The organism is Variovorax sp. MPBD4-3 (genome assembly GCF_058809745.1).
In genome coordinates this window covers 11871-29778 of record NZ_JBXASW010000026.1, presented here as the reverse complement: position 1 = coordinate 29778, position 17908 = coordinate 11871, and the positions used below count along the sequence as shown (strand labels likewise).

Genomic DNA, 17908 nt, shown 5'->3' with positions numbered 1-17908 from the left:
TTCAGGAACCGCAGCTAGGATGCAGCAGCAGCCTCCCCGTGTGTCCATCACGCGGCCATCGTGGCCCGCGCGGGCCGGGGGAGCGTTTCACTTCATCCTCGTTGCATGCAAAACACTCCCAAGCGGCGCTCGCGCAAGCTCGTCTACGGCATCGTGGCCCTTGCGGTCCTTGGCCTGCTGTCTCTGTTCTGGCTCAGTCCGTCCAAGAAGCCCGAGTACCTCACCGCCGCGGTGCAGCGCACCGACCTCGAGAACGCGGTGCTCGCCACCGGCGTGCTGCAGGCGCTGAAGCAGGTGGAAGTGGGCGCGCAGGTCAGCGGCCAGCTCAAGTCGCTGAAGGTGGTGCTGGGGCAGACGGTGAAGAAGGGCGACTGGCTCGCCGAAATCGACCCGGTCATCTCGCAGAACACGCTGGCGCAGGAGCAGGCCAAGCTCGACAACCTGCAGGCGCAGAAGCTCGCGAAGGAAGTGCGCATCAGGCAGGCCCAGCTCAGCTGGGCGCGCCAGCAGGAAATGCTCGCCCAGGACGCCGCCGCCAGGCAGGACATGGAAAGCGCCGACGCCGAGCTGCGCGCGCTGCGTGCCGACGGCGTGTCGCTCGACGCGCAGATCCGCCAGCAGCGGCTGGCGCTGGCCTCGGCGCAGACCAACCTGTCGTACACGCGCATCGTCGCGCCCATCGACGGCGACGTGGTGTCCATCAGCACGCTCGAGGGGCAGACCGTGGTGGCCTCGTTCCAGGTGCCCACACTGATGAAGCTGGCCGACCTGTCGACCATGACGGTCAAGGCCCAGGTGTCCGAAGCCGACGTGGTGCGCGTGAAGGCCGGCCAGCCGGTGTACTTCACCATCCTCGGCGACCCCGACAAGCGCTACTACGGCACGCTGCGCGCGGTGCAGCCGTCGCCCGAGAAGATCAACAACGCGGTGTTCTTCAACGCGCTGTTCGACGTGCCCAACCCCGACCGCACGCTGCGCGTCGACATGACGGCGCAGGTCGCGATCATGCTGGGCGAGGCCAAGCAGGCGCTGGTGGTGCCGCTGACGGCGCTCGGCGCACGCGACAAGGACGGCCGCCAGGAAGTGCGCGTGCTGAAGCCCGACCAGAGCGTTGAAAAGCGCATGGTGCGCGTGGGCATCAGCAACAACTTCCAGGCGCAGGTGCTCGAAGGCCTGAACGAGGGCGACAACGTCATCACCGGCGACGCATCGGCCGTGGCCGACAAGCCCGACGGCGGCGGCCCCCGGGGCAAGTCTCAATGACGCAGCAAGCCGAACGGCCGCTGCTGAGCCTGCGCGGCATCGGCCGCAGCTTTCCCTCGGGCGAGCAGGAAGTGCAGGTGCTGAAGGACGTGAACCTCGACATCGGCAGCGGGGAAATGCTGGCCATCGTCGGCGCCTCGGGCTCGGGCAAGTCGACGCTGATGAACATCCTGGGCTGCCTCGACCGGCCGAGCGCGGGCACTTACATGGTGTCGGGCAAGGACGTGGGCACGCTCGACAGCGACGCGCTGGCCGAGCTGCGGCGCGAGCATTTCGGCTTCATCTTCCAGCGCTATCACCTGATGCAGCACCTGACGGCCGCCGGCAACGTCGAGGTGCCCGCGGTGTACGCCGGCACCGACGGCGAGGCGCGCGACACCCGCGCGCGCCAGCTGCTGGCGCGGCTGGGCCTGGGCGACCGCACCGAGCACCGGCCGAGCCAGCTCTCGGGCGGACAGCAGCAGCGCGTGAGCATCGCGCGCGCGCTCATGAACGGCGGGCAGGTGATCCTGGCCGACGAGCCGACCGGCGCGCTCGACAGCAAGAGCGGCCAGGAGGTGATCGCCATCCTGCGCGAGCTGCATGCGCAGGGCCACACCGTCATCATCGTGACGCACGACATGCAGGTGGCGAGCTGCACCGAACGCATCATCGAGATCGCCGACGGCGTGATCGTGCGCGACCGGCCGAACGTGCCCACCGCCGCGGCGCCCGCGCAGACGGCGCAGGCCGATGCCTCCGCGGCACCAGCTGGCGCGATGACCCGGCCCAGGCTGGGCATCGCGCGCTTCAGCACCGGCTGGGCGCGATTCGCCGAAGCCTTCCGCATGGCCTGGCGCTCGATGATGGCGCACCGCATGCGCACGGCGCTGACCATGCTGGGCATCATCATCGGCATCACTTCGGTGGTGTCGATCGTGGCCATCGGGGAGGGCGCCAAGCGCTTCGTGCTGTCGGACATCAGGGCCATCGGCACCAACACGCTCGACGTGTACCCGGGGCACGATTTCGGCGACGACAAGGCCTCGAGCATCCGCACGCTGACGCCGTCCGACCTCGACGCGCTGGCGGCGCAGCCCTACGTGCACAGCGTGACGCCTTCCACCTCGCGAAGCCTGCGGCTGCGCTACCGCAGCGTGGACATCAACGGCATGGTGAACGGCGTGAGCGACAGCTTCTTCCGGGTGCGCGACATCCAGATGGCGAGCGGCGCGGCCTTCACGGCCAGCGACGTGCGGCACCAGTCGCAGGTGGCGGTGATCGACCAGAACACGCGGCGCAAGCTGTTTCCGGAGGGCACCGATCCGCTGGGCAAGATCATCCTGGTGGGCAACTTGCCGTGCACGGTGATCGGCGTGTCGCAGGAGAAGAAGAACATGTTCGGCGAGAACAAGTCGCTCAACATCTGGTTGCCCTACAGCACGGGCGCGAGCCGGATCTTCGGGCAGCAGCACTTCGACAGCATCACCGTGCGCATCCGCGACGACCAGCCGACCAAGGCGGCGGAGGACAGCGTGGTCAAGCTGCTCACCATGCGCCACGGGAGCAAGGATTTCTTCACCTTCAACATGGACAGCATCGTGAAGACAGCGGAGCGCACGAGCCAGTCGCTCACGCTGCTGCTGTCGCTCATTGCCGTGATCTCTTTGGTGGTGGGCGGCATCGGCGTGATGAACATCATGCTGGTGTCGGTGACCGAGCGCACCCGCGAGATCGGCATCCGCATGGCCGTGGGCGCGCGCCAGAGCGACGTGCTGCAGCAGTTCCTGACCGAGGCGGTGCTGGTGTGCCTGGTGGGCGGGCTGATCGGCGTGACGCTGTCGTACGGCATCAGCTTTCTGTTTTCGCTCTTCGTCAAGCAATGGCAAATGATCTTTTCGATGGGGGCCGTGGTGTCGGCGTTTCTTTGCGCTTCGCTGATCGGCGTGCTGTTCGGCTACCTGCCGGCGCGCAACGCCGCGCGGCTGGACCCGATCGAGGCGTTGGCTCGTGAGTAGCGCGCGTTCTTTTCATCGGTGCGCCGTGGCTGCGGCCGCGGCATTGGCGCTGGGCGGATGCACGCTGTTCCAGCCGGTGGCGCGCGAGCAGCAGCCGTTGAGCGTGCCTTCGGCGTGGCGGCAGCAGGCGGCGTCGGCCGATGCATCGAATGCCGCCGCGATGCCGTCCGAGCGATGGTGGACGGCCTTCCGCGATCCGCAGCTGGACGCGCTGATCGACCACGCACTGCTCACCAACAACGACCTGGCCGCCGCGGGCATCCGCGTGCAGCGTGCGCAGATGCAGGCGGGCCTTGCCAACACCAACCTCACGCCGAGCGTGGCGGGGCAGCTCAATACGAGCCGCGGCCATGACCTCCAGCGCGGTGGCGGGGCGGGCTCGACCTCCAGTTCGCTGGTCACGCTGAGCTACGAGCTCGACCTGTGGGGGCGCCTCGCGGCATTGCGCAGCGCCGCCGACTGGGAGTTGAAGGCCACCGTGGCCGACCGCCGGGCCGCCGCGCTCGCGCTGGTCGGGACGACGGCGGGCCTCTATTGGCAGACCGGCTACCTGAACCAGCGCATTGCACTGAGCGAAGCGGGCATCGAGGACGGCCGGCGCATCCTGGCGCTGGTGCGCACCAAGTACGCGGCCGGCGCGGTGTCGGGGCTGGACGTGGCGCAGGCCGGGCAGAACCTGGCGACGCAGGAGGCGGCTCATACGCAACTGCTGCAGCAGCGCGTGGAGGCGCGCAATGCGCTCGCGATCCTGTTCGACCTGCCGCCGGAGCCGCTGGCGGGCGAGCCCGCGCGGCTGCCGGATGCCGACTTGCCCGTCATCGATGCCGGCGTGCCCGCCAGCCTGCTAGGCCGCCGGCCCGATCTGCAGGCGGCGGAGCTGCGCTTGCGCGGCGCGCTGGCGAATGTCGACGCCACGCGCACCGGCTTCTATCCCACGCTGAGCCTGACGGGCTCGCTCGGCACTTCGAGCACGGCGCTGGGCGATCTGCTGAGGAACCCTGTGGCCACCCTGGGCGCCGGGCTGGCGCTGCCGTTCCTGCAATGGAACACCGCGCGGCTGACGGTCGGCGTGTCGCAGACGCAGTATGAAGAAGCGGTGGTGGGGTTCAGGCAGTCGCTCTACACGGCGCTGTCCGAGGTCGAGAACGCGCTGTCGTCGAGAACGCAGCTGCGCGAGGAGAGCATCAAGCTGGCGCTGGCGCTGCAGGAGGCGCAGCGGGCGGAGAGACTGTCCGAGGTGCGTTACAGGGCCGGAGCGACCGCGCTGCAGCCGGTTCTGGATGCCAAGGACCGGCGCCGCAGCGCCGAGGTATCGCTCGCGCTGAACCGCCTGAACCAGTTCAACGCGACGATGACGCTCTACAAGGCCCTGGGTGGGGGCGCGGCGGTCGCGCCGTAGCGCGCCGGCTCAGAGCGGCAGCGTGTCGAAAGCCGCGTAGACCGTGGCCAGCCACGACTTCACGCGTTGCCGCTCCAGCAGTCCCAGCGCATGCGGCCCTTCGCGGTCGTTCACGGCCTTCCAGAAGCTGGTGTTCTGCGCATCGATCTTGCGCATGCTCGCCTCGTGCAGGCGGGGCAGCGCGATCACGCGCGCGCCGTTGGCCGTGGCCTTGGAGAGCGACTGCGAGGCCAGCAGCATCCCGAAGTCGCTGCCGCGCCCGTAGTTCTGCACCACGATGTAGTTGGGGCGGTTGCCGAAAGTGTCGATCAGGCTGCCTAGCAGGTCGGTCGAATCCTTGCCGTCGTCCAGCACGTGCCAGAAGTTGACCGTGACGCCGATCTCGGCGAACACGTCGAACAGGTCCGACTCCTTGATCCAGCGCGACAGCGGCGCCAGCGTCTGCGCGGCGAGGTCGACGATCACGCTTTGCTGCGGGTTGGTCTCGAAGCCGTTCACCACGGTGTCCAGGCCCTCGAAGCTGTCGACCACCACCGGCGATGCGAAGCCTTCGTAGAAGCGGGTGAACGAGCTGTGCGAGCGGTCGGTGTCGAAGCCGGTGAAGGGGCGGCTGTGGTCGATGAAGTACTGGGCCAGCACGCGTGCCGTGACCGACTTGCCGACACCGCCTTTTTCGCCGCCGATGAAATTGATGGAGCTCATGTACTGCTGCTGCCTCTGAAGGGTTGAGGGGGTAAGGGCGATTTCATTCTAGGGGCGCCGCCTTGCGGCTCCGCGTCTGCCGGCCTACTTGGGCACGAGCGTGAAGAAGGGCATGACCACGCCCATGATCCAGTTCTGGCCGAAGTCGAGCGCGGCCCGGCGGTATTTCTCGTCGGCCTGCGCGGCCAGCAGGTCGAGCCGGGCCACCACCTTCGACAGCTCGCGGTCGGCCACGAGGTTGCGGCCGCGGTCGCTGATCTCGGTGGCCAGCAGCAGCGGCTGGCCGTCGGGCCCGGTCTTGGAGGAGATCAGCCAGAGCGAGATCTCGAAGTTGCGCGCGGCCCGGAAGCTGTTTTCGGCGTTCACGCCGTCGATCATGGTCTGGTCCCAGGTGTCGCCGTTGGCCTGCTTGAGCATGGTTGCCCAGCCGAACACCAGTGCCGCCACGCGGTCGCCCTGGTAGCCCTGCGGCCCGGTGTCGAAGGCCATGCGGATCGCGTCGATGCCGGTGGCGCCCTTCAGTTCGGGCAGGGGCGGGCCCTTGAGCACGGCATCCCAGGCGCGCTGGGTGGCTTCCTCCATGCTGGGCGCCGACTTGCGCCATTCGCGCGGGTTGCGCTTGTAGAGGGTGGACTGCACGCGCCTTACCGACTGGAGGTTGTCGCGCAGCGACAGGTTGGCAATGCGGTTGGCGCCGGACTGCATCCATTCCTGGCTGGCGTAGGGTTCGGCGCGCTCGGTGGATCGGACCGACGCGCAGCCCGCCACGCCGAACAGGACGGCCGCGCCCGCCAGCAGGCAGGCGCCGCGCGCCGCGAGGGTTGAAACCGGGGAATCGCTCATGCCCTGACGTTATCATCCACGGCTGGGGCGGCGGCCTGCTGCAAGCTGCAGGCCCGTGCAATTTTCCTTACAAATCAATACCTTGGCGCTATAACCAAGGCAGGCCGACAAGTCGTGCGTCTTAATTCCATCAAGCTCTCGGGCTTCAAGTCGTTCGCCGAACCCACCAACTTTCTGCTGCCGGGCCAACTGGTCGGCGTGGTCGGGCCCAACGGGTGCGGCAAGTCGAACATCATGGATGCGGTGCGCTGGGTGCTCGGCGAGTCGCGTGCGTCGGAGTTGCGCGGCGAGTCGATGCAGGACGTGATCTTCAACGGCACGACCACCCGCAAGCAGGCCAGCCGTTCGAGCGTGGAGCTGGTGTTCGACAACGCCGACCACCGCGCCGGCGGCCAATGGAACCAGTTCGGCGAAATCGCGGTGCGCCGCGTGCTCACGCGCGACGGCACCAGCAGCTACTACATCAACAACCAGCCGGTGCGCCGCCGCGACGTGCAGGACGTGTTCCTGGGCACCGGCCTGGGCCCGCGCGCCTACGCCATCATCGGCCAGGGCACGATCAGCCGGATCATCGAATCCAAGCCCGAGGAACTGCGCCTGTTCCTCGAAGAGGCCGCCGGCGTCTCCAAGTACAAGGAGCGCCGCCGCGAGACCGAGAACCGCCTGGGCGACACGCGCGAAAACCTCACGCGCGTGGAAGACATCCTGCGCGAACTCAACGCCAACCTCGAGAAGCTCGAGAAGCAGGCCGAGGTGGCCGCGCGCTACAACATGCTGCAGGGCGACGCCACGAAGAAGCAGCACCAGCTGTGGTTCCTCAAGCGCAGCGAAAGCAACGCCGACCAGGCCAGGATCAAGGCCGATTCCGAGAAGGCGATCAACGACCTCGAGTCGCGCACCGCCGACCTGCGCCGCATCGAGTCCGAGCTGGAGACCGTGCGCCAGGCGCACTACGGCGCCGGCGACCTGGTCAACCAGGCCCAGGGCAAGCTCTACGAGGCCAGCGCCGAAGTCGGCCGGCTCGAAGGCGAGATCCGCTTCGTGGTCGAAGGACGCCAGCGCGTCGAGCAGCGCCTGGTGCAACTGCGCGAGCAGATGGGCCAGTGGGGCCGCCGCCGCGAAGAGGCCGAGGCCGAGATCGAAACGCTGGCCGGCGCGGGTGTCGATGCGGAGGAGCAGGCCATCCTGCTCGCTGCCCAGCTGGAAGAACACGACGCGCGCATGCCCGAGCTCGAAGAAGCCGTGCAGCGCGCGCAAGACCAGGCCAACGCCCAGCGCACGACCGTCTCTCAGGTGCAGCAGCAGATCCAGGTGCTGGCCGCCGACCAGCGAAACATTGAAGAGCAGAGCCGCCAGCTCACACAGCGCAGCGAACGCCTTCGCGCCGACCAGAACGCGCTGGCCGCGCCCGACGAGGCCCGGCTGCTCGACATGCAGGAGCAGCATGCCGCCGCGCAGGAAGCCGCGAGCGAGGCCGACGCGCGCCTGCAGGAACTGCAGGAATCGGTGCCGCAGCTCGACGACGACCGCCGTGCCAGGCAGCAGGCGGTCAACACGGAGGGCGCCCGCCATGCCGAGTTCTCGGCCCGCCTCGATGCGCTTCGCGCGCTGCAGGAGAAGGTCAAGACCGACGGCAAGCTCGCCCCCTGGCTCGCCAGGCACGGCCTCGACGGGCTGCAAGGCCTGTGGAGCCGCATCCACATCGAACAGGGCTGGGAAAGCGCGCTCGAAGCCGCGCTGCGCGAGCGCCTGGGTGCGCTCGAAGTCAGCCGCCTGGACATGGTGCGCGCCTTCGGCAACGACGCGCCGCCCGCCAAGCTCGCCTTCTACAGCCCGCCGGCCGCGGGCGTGCCGGAAGCCGCTGCCGCGCTGCCTCGCCTTTCGAGCCTGCTGCGCCTGAACGACGCCGGCCAGCAGGCCCTGCTGACCGACTGGCTGCACGGCTGCTACACCGCCGAGAGCTTCGAGGAAGCGCTGGCCCAGCGCGCGACGCTGCAGGCCGGCGAAGTGATCTACGTGAAGAGCGGCCACGCCGTGTCTTCGCACAGCGTCAATTTCTACGCGCCTGATTCCGAACAGGCCGGCCTGCTGGCCCGCCAGCAGGAAATGGAAAACCTGGAGCGCCAGCTGCGCGCCCAGACGCTCATCAACGAAGAAGCGCGCACCGCGCTGGTCCGCGCCGAAGCGGCCTATGCCGACGCCGCGCAGCGCCTCGTGACCGCGCGGCGCGAAGCCGCCGAGACCCAGTCGCGCGCGCACGAACTGCAGGTCGAGACACTGCGCATGACGCAGCTGGCCGAGCAGACCCGCGCCCGCAGCCAGCAGCTGGCCGCCGACCTCGGCGAAGTCGATGCGCAGCTCGAGGAACTGCAGGAACGCCGCATCGCCGCCGAAGGGCGCTTCGAAGAGCTCGACATGCAGCTGGCCGACAGCCAGGAGCGCCACGCCGAGCTGGACGAACGCGTGATCGAGGCCGGCCGTGCGCTGAACGCCAGCCGCGAACAGCACCGCAGCCTCGAGCGACAGGCGCAGGAGGCCACCTTCTCGCAACGCACGCTCGAGGCACGCCGGGCCGAACTCAACCGTTCCATCGAAACCGCGGCGCAGCAGGTCGTGGCGTTGACCGACGAGGACGAGCGCGCCCGCGCCGAACTGAGCCGCCTGTCCGACGCCGCCGCGCAAGCCGGCCTGCAGGACGCGCTGTCGCTCAAGCTCGAACGCGAAGCGGCCCTGGGCTCGGCGCGCAGCCAGTACGACGACCTCACGCTCAAGCTGCGCGCCAGCGACGAGCGCCGCCTGCAGCTCGAGCGCGAACTCGAGCCGCTGCGCCAGCGCATCACCGAGTTCCAGCTCAAGGAACAGGCCGCGCGCCTGGGCGTCGAGCAATACCAGCAGCTGCTGGACGATGCCGGTGCCGACCTCGAAGCCATCGAGCAGTCGATCGAGACCGACAAGGTCAAGCTCACCGGCCTGCAGAGCGAAATCGACCGCCTCAACCGCGAAGTGGTCGCGCTCGGCGCCGTGAACCTGGCCGCGCTCGACGAACTGGCTGTCGCCAGCGAGCGCAAGACCTTCCTCGACGCCCAGTCGACCGACCTGAACGAGGCCATCGGCACGCTCGAAGACGCCATCCGCAAGATCGACGCCGAAACGCGCGACCTGCTCGGCGGCACTTTCAAGATCGTCAACGAGCACTTCAGCCGCATGTTCCCCGAGCTGTTCGGCGGCGGCAACGCCAAGCTCATGATGACCGGCGACGAGATCCTCGACTCGGGCGTGCAGGTGATGGCGCAGCCTCCCGGCAAGAAGAACCAGACCATCCACCTGCTCTCGGGCGGCGAGAAGGCGCTCACGGCCATCGCGCTGGTGTTCGCCATCTTCCAGCTGAACCCGGCGCCTTTCTGCCTGCTGGACGAAGTGGACGCGCCGCTGGACGACGCCAACACCGAGCGCTATGCAAAACTCGTCTCCGCCATGAGCCGTGAAACCCAGTTCCTGTTCATCAGCCACAACAAGATCGCCATGGAAATGGCCGAGCAGTTGATCGGCGTGACGATGCAAGAGCAGGGCGTGTCGCGCATCGTGGCGGTCGACATGGAGGCCGCCGCCTCCATGGTGGCGGCAGGCTGAGCCGGGCGGCACACCGATGAGCAGCCTCACTCTCGCCCTGACCATCCTCGGCGGCCTCGTCCTCGCGGCCGTCGTTGCCTACAACACGCTGATGTCGCGCCGCAACGCGCCGCGCCAGCCCGACGCGGTCGACGTCGCGCTGGCCGACGCCGAGCGCGCGATGTCCGGCTCGGCCGACGGCCTGGAGCCGACGCTGCACGTCGACCCCAACCAGGTGCCGGGCAGCGACCGCCACGAACCCCTGTTCGACCCCGACCTTCCGGCGCCCAGCGGCGTGCCCGTGCCGACCGGCGAGCGCCGCGGCGGGCTCGACCCGCTGATCGACGTGATCGCGCCGATCTCGCTCGACGGCCTGGCTTCCGGCGATGCCGCCATTGCCGCCATGCCGCCCACGCGGCGCGCGGGCAGCAAGCCGGTGGCCATCGAGGGGCTCAACGAACTCAGCGGCCAATGGGAGCCACCGGTGCCCGGGCAGCGCTACAGCGCGTTCCAGGTCGGGGTGCAACTGGCCAACCGAACGGGCGCGCTCAACGAGATCGAATACTCCGAATTCGTGGTCAAGGCGCAGGCCTTTGCCGACGCAGTCAACGGTTCGCCCGAGTTTCCCGAGATGCTCGACGAAGTGGCGCGCGCCCGCGAACTCGACCAGTTCGCCAGCGCGCACGACGCGCAACTGGGCTTCGTGCTGCGCGCGCTGCACGCCGCCTGGAGCCCCGGCTATGTGCAGCAGAACGCGGCGCGGCTGGGCTTCGTGCCCGGCATCATTCCGGGGCGCATGGTTCTGCCGACGAGTGAAGTGGGGCTGCCGCCGATCCTCGGGCTGGCCTTCGACACGCAGGCCGCGCTGGCCGACGACCCGGCCCAGTCGGCCATCCGCGAACTGAGCCTGAGCCTGGACGTGCCGCAGGTCGATCGCGCCGAAGAGCCGTTCCGCCGCATGCGCGAAGCCGCCGCCACGCTCGCGCGCGAGATGGACGGCGTGGTGACCGACAGCGACGGCCAGCTGCTGCGCGACGAGACGATGGACGTGATCGGCAACGACCTCGAGCAGCTCTACGACACGCTCGACGGGCGCGACCTCGCGGCGGGATCGCCGCTGGCGCGCCGCCTCTTCAGCTAATTCGGACTTTCCGGAGACACCCATGACATCGCGCGACGAAGCGGCACGCGAAGCCGCCGCACTGAGCGAACAGCTCCACCGGCACGCCCACCTCTACTACGTGCTCGACGCGCCCGAACTGCCGGACGCCGAGTACGACAAGCTGTTCCAGCGCCTGCAGGCCATCGAGGCCGAGTACCCCGACCTGCGCACGGCCGACTCGCCCACGCAGCGCGTGGGCGGCAAGGTGCTCGACGGCTTCACCAAGGTTCGCCACAAGGTGCCGATGCTGTCGATCCGCACAGAGACCGATATCACCCCCGCGGGCGCCAGCGCCTTCGATGCGCGCGTGCGCAAGGAACTCGGCCTGGCCGAGGACGGGCCCCAGGTGGCGTACGTGTGCGAACTGAAGTTCGACGGCCTGGCCATGAACCTGCGCTACGAGAACGGCGTGCTGGTGCAGGCCGCCACGCGCGGCGACGGCGAGGTCGGCGAAGACGTGACGCAGAACATCCGCACGGTGCGCGAGATTCCGCTGCGCCTCGAGGGCAAGGCGCCGCCGGTGGTCGAGGTGCGCGGCGAGGTCTACATGAAGCGCGCCGATTTCGACGCGCTCAACGAGCGCCAGCGCGAGAAGATCGCGGCAGGGCAGAAAAACGAGAAGGTCTTCGTCAACCCGCGCAATGCGGCTGCCGGCGCGGTGCGCCAGCTCGACCCGGCCATTGCCGCGGCGCGGCCGCTGAGCTTCTTTGCCTACGGGCTGGGCGAGGTCACGCCGGCGAGCGAAGGCGGACCCGATTGCCCGACCCAGTTCGACTGGCTGGCCCAGTTCAGGGCCTGGGGCTTCCCGGTCGCCCGGCAGACGGCACGGGCCACGGGCGCCATCGAACTGATCGCCTTCCACGAGAACATCGGCCGCCAGCGTGACGCCTTGCCCTACGACATCGACGGCGTGGTCTACAAGGTCGATAGCATCGAGCTGCAGCGCCAGTTGGGCTTCGTCACGCGCGAGCCGCGCTGGGCCGTGGCCCACAAGTACCCCGCGCAGGAGCAGTTGACCGAGGTGCTCGGCATCGAGATCCAGGTCGGGCGCACCGGCAAGCTGACGCCGGTGGCCAAGCTGGCGCCGGTGTTCGTCGGCGGCGTGACAGTGACCAACGCCACGCTGCACAACGAGGACGAGGCCCGCCGCAAGGACGTGCGGGTGGGCGACACCGTCATCGTGCGCCGCGCCGGCGACGTGATTCCCGAAGTGGTCGGCGTGGTGCCCGAGAGCCTTGCCAAGCCCGACGATCAGCGCGGCCCGCTGTTCACGATGCCGCACAAGTGCCCGGTGTGCGGTTCGGAGGCGGTGCGCGAGGAAGGCGAGGTCGACTACCGCTGCACCGGCGGCCTGTTCTGCGCGGCGCAGCGCAAGGAAGCCATCCTGCATTTCGCGGCGCGGCGCGCGGTCGACATCGACGGGCTGGGCGACAAGCTGGTGGAGCAACTGGTCGACGCGAACCTGATCCGCACCTTGCCCGACCTCTACAAGCTCGGCTTCACCACGCTGGCCGGGCTGGACCGCATGGCCGAGAAGTCGGCCAAGAACCTGGTCGATGCGCTGGAGGCATCGAAGAAGACCACGCTGCCGCGCTTCCTGTTCGGGCTGGGCATCCGCCATGTGGGCGAGAGCACGGCCAAGGACTTGGCCAAGCACTTCGGCAAGCTCGACGGCATCATGGACGCGACCGAGGAGCAACTGCTCGAGGTGAACGACGTGGGCCCGGTGGTCGCCCAGAGCCTGCGCACCTTCTTCGACCAGCCGCACAACCGCGAGGTGGTCGAGCAACTGCGAGCCTGCGGCCTGACGTGGGAAGAGGGCGAGCCCGCGGCCCGCGCGCCCAAGCCGTTGGCGGGCCTGACCTTCGTCATCACCGGTACCCTTCCTACGCTGAGCCGGGACGACGCGAAGGATAAATTGGAAGCAGCCGGTGCAAAGGTGGCCGGCTCCGTCAGCAAGAAGACCCACTACCTGGTTGCGGGCGAAGAAGCGGGCAGCAAGCTCGACAAGGCACGGGAGATCGGGGTCGAGGTGATCGACGAGGCGCGCATGCTGGAAATCCTGGCCCGCGGCGCGGCGGATTGAGACCCGGCTTCAGGTTCTCCTTACCGGTCGTTACCCGACTTCATCGGAGCGCAGTCAACAGGGGCTACAACCTGGCGTTGAAAGAAAACTGAAAGGCCACAAGGAGTCCCTCATGCAAAAAAATCGTGTTCTTGGTGCCTGCATTGCGCTTGGCGGCGTTGCGCTGCTGACCGGCTGTGTGGGCGTGCCGGGCGATCCCTACTACGGGGGCGGCTATTCGTCGGGGTATTCGTCGGGGCCTTACTACAGCGAGCCCGCGCCTGTGGTCGTGGCGCCGGCGCCTGTCTACATCAACGGTGGCGGCTACTACGAAAGCCGCCGGCCGTATTACCGCGACCGTCCGTACTACAACCGGCCTGCCTATCCTGCGGTGCGTCCGGGTTATCCCGGAGGCGGGCGACTGCCGCCGCCAGTTTGGGGTGGCGGGCGTCCGGGCGTGGCGCCGCCTGCAGTGGCTCCCTCGGCTCCCGGGCGAAACCCCAATGCGCGTCTCTGGACTTCACCGGACCAGAAGGGCACCACGCCTCCTTGATTGATCCCGTGGCGCGCGAAGGTCGCGGGGCTGTCGCGATAATCCCGCCATGGCCATCCGCGAAATCCTGAAAATGGGCGACCCCCGGCTGCTGCGCATCGCGCAGCCGGTCGCCGCCTTCGATACCGACGAACTGCACATGCTTGTGCGCGACATGTTCGAGACCATGCATGCCGTCAACGGCGCGGGTCTTGCGGCGCCGCAGATCGGCGTCGACCAGCAGCTCGTGATCTTCGGTACCGATGTGGTCAACCCGCGCTATCCCGACGCGCCTCCGGTGCCTCGCACGGTGCTGCTCAACCCCGTCATCACGCCCCTGAACGACGAGGAAGAAGAAGGCTGGGAAGGTTGTCTCTCGGTGCCGGGCCTGCGCGGCGTGGTGCCGCGCTTCGCCAATATCCGCTACACCGGGTTCGATCCGTATGGAGACCCGATCGATCGCGTTGCCACCGGCTTCCACGCGCGCGTGGTCCAGCACGAAGTCGACCACCTGCTGGGCAAGCTGTACCCGATGCGGGTGCGCGATTTCTCGCGCTTCGGCTACACCGAGGTCCTGTTTCCAGGCCTCGATGCCAATGACGACGATTGAAGCCTAGTTGTACTTGCTGCTCAGGGCGAAACGGCCGCCGCCCATGAAGGCGACGGCGAGTGCCGCAAACAGGAACATGCCCTGCAGTTCCAGCGCCCAGCCGCCTTGCTTGCCGAGCGAGGTCAGATCCTTCATGTGGACCAGCGCAAAGGCCACCAGCATGTTGATGGCCACGATCCAGGCGGCAGGGCGCGTGTACAGGCCGATGATCAACAGCACCGGCGCAACCACTTCACCGATGTAGACCAGGTAGGCCAGCGCGCCGGGAAGCCCGTGCTGGGCCAGCATGCCCGAGATGAAGCCGACGCCGCCTTGCAGCTTGGCAATGCCGTGCAGCAGGATCAGGACGCCAAGCGAAACGCGCAGGATGAACTTGCCGGTATCGTCGGATTTGACCATTTGAGTAGGTTCCAGATGAAGTGATTCGAGGGCCGTATGGTAGTGAACCTGCGTCGCTTCCGGACACATATGGATCCAACCCGGAGTTCTTTGGCAGAGTCCGGCGACGCCCCGTACACTGCCTTTTGCTTACTGTTGAGGAGAACACCAATGAACAATCGATTCCGCCCGGCGCTGCTTGCCGCCGCCTCCGTCATCGCTTTCGCGGCCGCCGCGCCGGCCTTCGCAGGCAAGACGCTCGACGCGGTCAAGCAGCGCGGCACCGTCAAGTGCGGCGTGACCAACGGGGTGGCCGGCTTTTCGGCGCCGGACACGCAGGGCAACTGGTCGGGCCTGGACGTGGACACCTGCCGCGCCATCGCCGCGGCCGTGCTCGGCGACGGCAAGAAGGTCGACTTCGTGCCGCTCAATTCGCAGCAGCGCTTCTCGGCCCTGCAGGCCGGCGAGATCGACATCCTCGCGCGCAACACGACCTGGACGCTCACGCGCGACGCCTCGCTGGGCTTCAACTTCACCACCATCACCTACTACGACGGCCAGGGCTTCCTGGTGCCGAAGAAGCTCAAGGTGACGAGCGCCAAGCAGCTCAAGAACGCAACCATCTGCACGCAGTCGGGCACCACCAACGAGAAGAACGTGTCGGACTACTTCCGCGCGCAGGGCATCCCGGTCAAGACGGTGGTGTTCGAGAGCTTCGAGGCCTCGTTCAAGGCCTTCTTCTCCGGCCGCTGCCAGGCCTTCACGACCGACGCCTCGGCGCTGGCCGGACTGCGCAACAAGGAAGCGCCCAACCCCGACGACTACATCATCCTGCCCGAGCTGATCTCCAAGGAACCGCTGGCGCCGCTGGTGCGCCGCGGCGACGACGAGTGGTTCGCCATCGCCAAGTGGGTGCCCAACGCGCTCATCGAAGCCGAGGAGGCCGGCGTCACCCAGGCCAATGCCGACGAGCTCAAGGCCAACAGCAAGGACCCGGCGCAGCAGCGCCTGGTCGGCACCGGTGAAGACCTCGGCAAGCTGCTGGGCCTGGACAAGGACTGGTCGTTCCGCGCCATCAAGGCCGTGGGCAACTACGGCGAGATGTTCGAGCGCAACGTCGGGCCGAAGTCGGTTCTGAAGCTGCCGCGCGGCTCCAACAACCTCTGGAGCAAGGGCGGCCTGATCTACGCACCTCCGGTTCGATGAAGGGCGGGACGTCGCGCCGCGGCGTCTGGCTGGCCTGGGCGGTGCAGGCTGCGCTGGTGCTGGCCGTGGCGGCCGGTGCCGTCTGGGTGGTGCACCACGCGCTCGAGGTGCTCCGCGCGCGCGGCGTTCGTTCGGGCTTCGACTTCCTGACCGAGCCCGCGGGCTTTTCCATCAGCGAGGGCTGGCTTGACTTCGACGCGAGCCAGCCGTTCTGGCGCGCCTTTCTCGCGGGGCTGATCAACACGGTGCGCGCGGCGGTGCCGGCGGCCATTCTCTCGGTGGTGCTCGGCACGCTGATCGGCATCGGCCGGCTTGCGCCGCATGTGCTGCTGCGCGGCATCTGCACCGCGTACGTGGAACTGCTGCGCAACGTTCCGCTGCTGGTGCAGCTGCTGATGCTGGCCTTCGCGATGGCGAACCTGCTGCCCGACCCGACCGAGCCCGTGCATCTGCTGCCCGGCGTGTGGCTCAGCAAGGGTGGCCTCAGCATGCCCTGGCCGGTGGCGGCCGAAGGCGGCTGGTGGCCGACGCATTTCGAGTGGCCGGAGCGCGGCGACTTCGGCGTGAGCGGCGGTGCCGCGCTGAGCCCGGAATACGTGACCATCGTCGCCGGGCTGACCTTCTATTCGGCGGCCTTCGTGGCGGAAATCGTGCGTGCCGGCATCCTCTCGGTTCCGCAGGGGCAGGTGCTGGCGGGGCAGGCGCTGGGCCTGTCTTCGGGGCAGCAACTGCGCATCGTGATCCTGCCGCAGGCGCTGCGGGTGATCGTGCCTTCGCTGACCAACCAGCTGCTGAGCCTGACCAAGAACTCGTCGCTCGCGGTGGCCGTGGGTTATCCGGAGCTGGTGTCGGTGGCCAACACCACCATCGGCTCGAACGGCCGGGCCTTCGAGTGCATCGCGATCATCATGGCGGTCTACCTGCTGCTGTCGCTGCTGATTTCCTTCGGCATGAACCGCTACAACGCGCGCGTCGCATTGCGAGGCTGGCGATGAGGAACGCCGCGCAGGGGCCCATCGCGTGGCGCAGCGAACTCTGGGGTTCGCCGCTGCGCGCTCTGGCAACGGTGCTGCTGCTCGCGCTGCTGGCGTGGGGCGGCTTCCATGTCGTCGAATGGGGCATCGTGCATGCGGTGTTCCGGCCCGACTCCGAAGCCTGCCGCGCGGTGCAGCACGGCGCCTGCTGGGGCGTGGTGGCCGAGAAGTGGCGGCCGATGCTGTTCGGGCGCTTTCCGTATGAAGAGCAATGGCGCCCGGCGATCGCGGTGGTCGTGCTGTCGGCGGTGACCGTGCTCAGTGCCTGGCCGCGCAGCTGGCGCTGGTGGCTGGCGCCGCTGTGGCTGGTCGCGCTGCTGCTCTTCGTGCTGCTCATGCGGGGCGGCGTGCTGGGGCTCAGCGGCGTGCCGACCAGCCGCTGGGGCGGGCTGCCGCTGACCATCGGGCTGGCGGTGGTCGGGCTGGCGCTGGCATTTCCGCTCGCGCTGCTGCTGGCGTTGGGTCGCCGTTCGGGCTGGCCGGTGGTGCGCACGCTGAGCGCGAGCTACATCGAACTGGTGCGCGGCGTGCCGCTGATCTCGGTGCTGTTCATGGCGTCGTTCCTGCTGCCGCTGCTGTGGCCGGCGGGCTGGCAGCCCGACGTGCTGGTGCGCGTGCTCGCGGGCCTCACGCTGTTCGTCGCAGCGTATCTGGCCGAGATCATCCGCGGCGGCCTGCAGGCGGTGCCGCGCGGGCAGACCGAAGTCGCGATGGCGCTGGGTTTCGGGCGCTGGCCGGTGCAGCGCGACATCGTGCTGCCGCAGGCGCTGCGGCTGGTGGTGCCGGCGCTGACCAACAGCGTGGTCGGCACATTGAAAGACACCTCGCTGGTCACCGTGGTCGGGCTGTTCGAGCTGACCGGCGCGCTGGGCCTGGCGCTGGGCGGCGACCCGACCTGGCGGCCTTTCTACCTCGAGGGCTACCTGTTCATTGCGGCCGTGTATTGGGTGCTGTGTTTCGGGCTCTCGCGCTACAGCGTGTGGCTCGAAAAGCGCCTGTCGGCCGCTTCCTGAGCCGGGCGCCGTCGGGCTGCGGTACACTCCGGCCCTTCATGCCGAGCCATAACTTCATCCCCGCATCCAGCGCAGCCCTGATGGCTCGCATGATG

14 protein-coding genes are annotated in these 17908 nt (G+C 68.3%); 11 read left to right on the top strand and 3 right to left on the bottom strand.

The genetic code is table 11. From position 1 onward, the window contains the following. Positions 1 to 105: 105 nt before the first annotated feature. From macA to AC1RVW_RS16630, 3 genes are read left to right on the top strand one after another with little or no spacing between them, the layout of a single operon-like run. Positions 106 to 1263: a macrolide transporter subunit MacA gene (macA, locus tag AC1RVW_RS16640; protein ID WP_493201184.1), complete on the top strand. Its 1158-nt coding sequence runs from the start codon at positions 106 to 108 to the stop codon at positions 1261 to 1263. After that, the gene (macB, locus tag AC1RVW_RS16635; RefSeq protein WP_493201183.1) at positions 1260 to 3260 is read left to right on the top strand and encodes a macrolide ABC transporter ATP-binding protein/permease MacB; all 2001 of its coding nucleotides are present in this window, start codon (positions 1260 to 1262) and stop codon (positions 3258 to 3260) included. The genes macA and macB overlap by 4 nt, the downstream gene beginning before the upstream one ends. Further along, complete coding sequence (locus AC1RVW_RS16630; protein ID WP_493201181.1) at positions 3253 to 4659, top strand: efflux transporter outer membrane subunit; 1407 nt, start codon at positions 3253 to 3255, stop codon at positions 4657 to 4659. Before macB ends, AC1RVW_RS16630 begins: the two co-directional genes overlap by 8 nt. Before the next feature lie 9 nt (positions 4660 to 4668). Here AC1RVW_RS16630 and AC1RVW_RS16625 read toward each other — a convergent pair whose 3' ends face one another. After that, a complete protein-coding gene (locus AC1RVW_RS16625; protein ID WP_081269406.1) occupies positions 4669 to 5361 on the bottom strand; it encodes a P-loop NTPase family protein in 693 nt (230 codons plus the stop codon). Between the two features lie 84 nt (positions 5362 to 5445). Further along, positions 5446 to 6204, bottom strand: coding sequence for a hypothetical protein (locus AC1RVW_RS16620; protein ID WP_081269407.1), 759 nt, complete (start codon positions 6202 to 6204; stop codon positions 5446 to 5448). Positions 6205 to 6318: 114 nt separating this feature from the next. Between AC1RVW_RS16620 and smc the strand changes: the two genes are divergently transcribed. The 5 genes from smc to def all read left to right on the top strand — a co-directional run bounded on the left by smc (position 6319) and on the right by def (position 14182). Beyond that, a complete protein-coding gene (smc, locus tag AC1RVW_RS16615) occupies positions 6319 to 9834 on the top strand; it encodes a chromosome segregation protein SMC (RefSeq protein ID WP_493201180.1) in 3516 nt (1171 codons plus the stop codon). 16 nt (positions 9835 to 9850) lie between these two features. Then, entirely contained in the window at positions 9851 to 10954 is a 1104-nt protein-coding gene (locus AC1RVW_RS16610; RefSeq protein WP_081269409.1) for a cell division protein ZipA C-terminal FtsZ-binding domain-containing protein, read from the top strand. Between the two features lie 22 nt (positions 10955 to 10976). After that, on the top strand, positions 10977 to 13061 hold the full coding sequence (gene ligA, locus AC1RVW_RS16605) for an NAD-dependent DNA ligase LigA (RefSeq protein ID WP_081269410.1): 2085 nt from the start codon (positions 10977 to 10979) through the stop codon (positions 13059 to 13061). A 112-nt stretch (positions 13062 to 13173) separates the two neighbouring features. Then, positions 13174 to 13593, top strand: coding sequence for a hypothetical protein (locus AC1RVW_RS16600; RefSeq protein WP_493201177.1), 420 nt, complete (start codon positions 13174 to 13176; stop codon positions 13591 to 13593). Between the two features lie 49 nt (positions 13594 to 13642). Beyond that, positions 13643 to 14182 (top strand): peptide deformylase, encoded by a 540-nt coding sequence (gene def / locus AC1RVW_RS16595; protein ID WP_081269412.1) that lies wholly within the window; start codon positions 13643 to 13645, stop codon positions 14180 to 14182. A 3-nt stretch (positions 14183 to 14185) separates the two neighbouring features. Here the strand turns inward: def and AC1RVW_RS16590 are convergent, their stop codons facing one another. Further along, positions 14186 to 14581, bottom strand: coding sequence for a DoxX family protein (locus AC1RVW_RS16590; RefSeq protein WP_081269413.1), 396 nt, complete (start codon positions 14579 to 14581; stop codon positions 14186 to 14188). Positions 14582 to 14731: 150 nt separating this feature from the next. On the opposite strand from AC1RVW_RS16590, the gene AC1RVW_RS16585 reads away from it, so the two are divergent. Genes AC1RVW_RS16585 through AC1RVW_RS16575 form a run of 3 tightly spaced genes read left to right on the top strand, consistent with a single transcriptional unit; the run spans position 14732 to position 17813 of the window. Next, positions 14732 to 15766 carry an amino acid ABC transporter substrate-binding protein gene (locus AC1RVW_RS16585; protein ID WP_081269414.1) on the top strand — a complete coding sequence of 345 codons (1035 nt, stop codon included), beginning with the start codon at positions 14732 to 14734 and terminating at the stop codon, positions 15764 to 15766. Further along, a complete protein-coding gene (locus tag AC1RVW_RS16580) occupies positions 15763 to 16761 on the top strand; it encodes an amino acid ABC transporter permease (RefSeq protein WP_493201174.1) in 999 nt (332 codons plus the stop codon). The genes AC1RVW_RS16585 and AC1RVW_RS16580 overlap by 4 nt, the downstream gene beginning before the upstream one ends. Then, entirely contained in the window at positions 16758 to 17813 is a 1056-nt protein-coding gene (locus AC1RVW_RS16575) for an amino acid ABC transporter permease (RefSeq protein WP_493201172.1), read from the top strand. The genes AC1RVW_RS16580 and AC1RVW_RS16575 overlap by 4 nt, the downstream gene beginning before the upstream one ends. Positions 17814 to 17908: the final 95 nt, after the last annotated feature.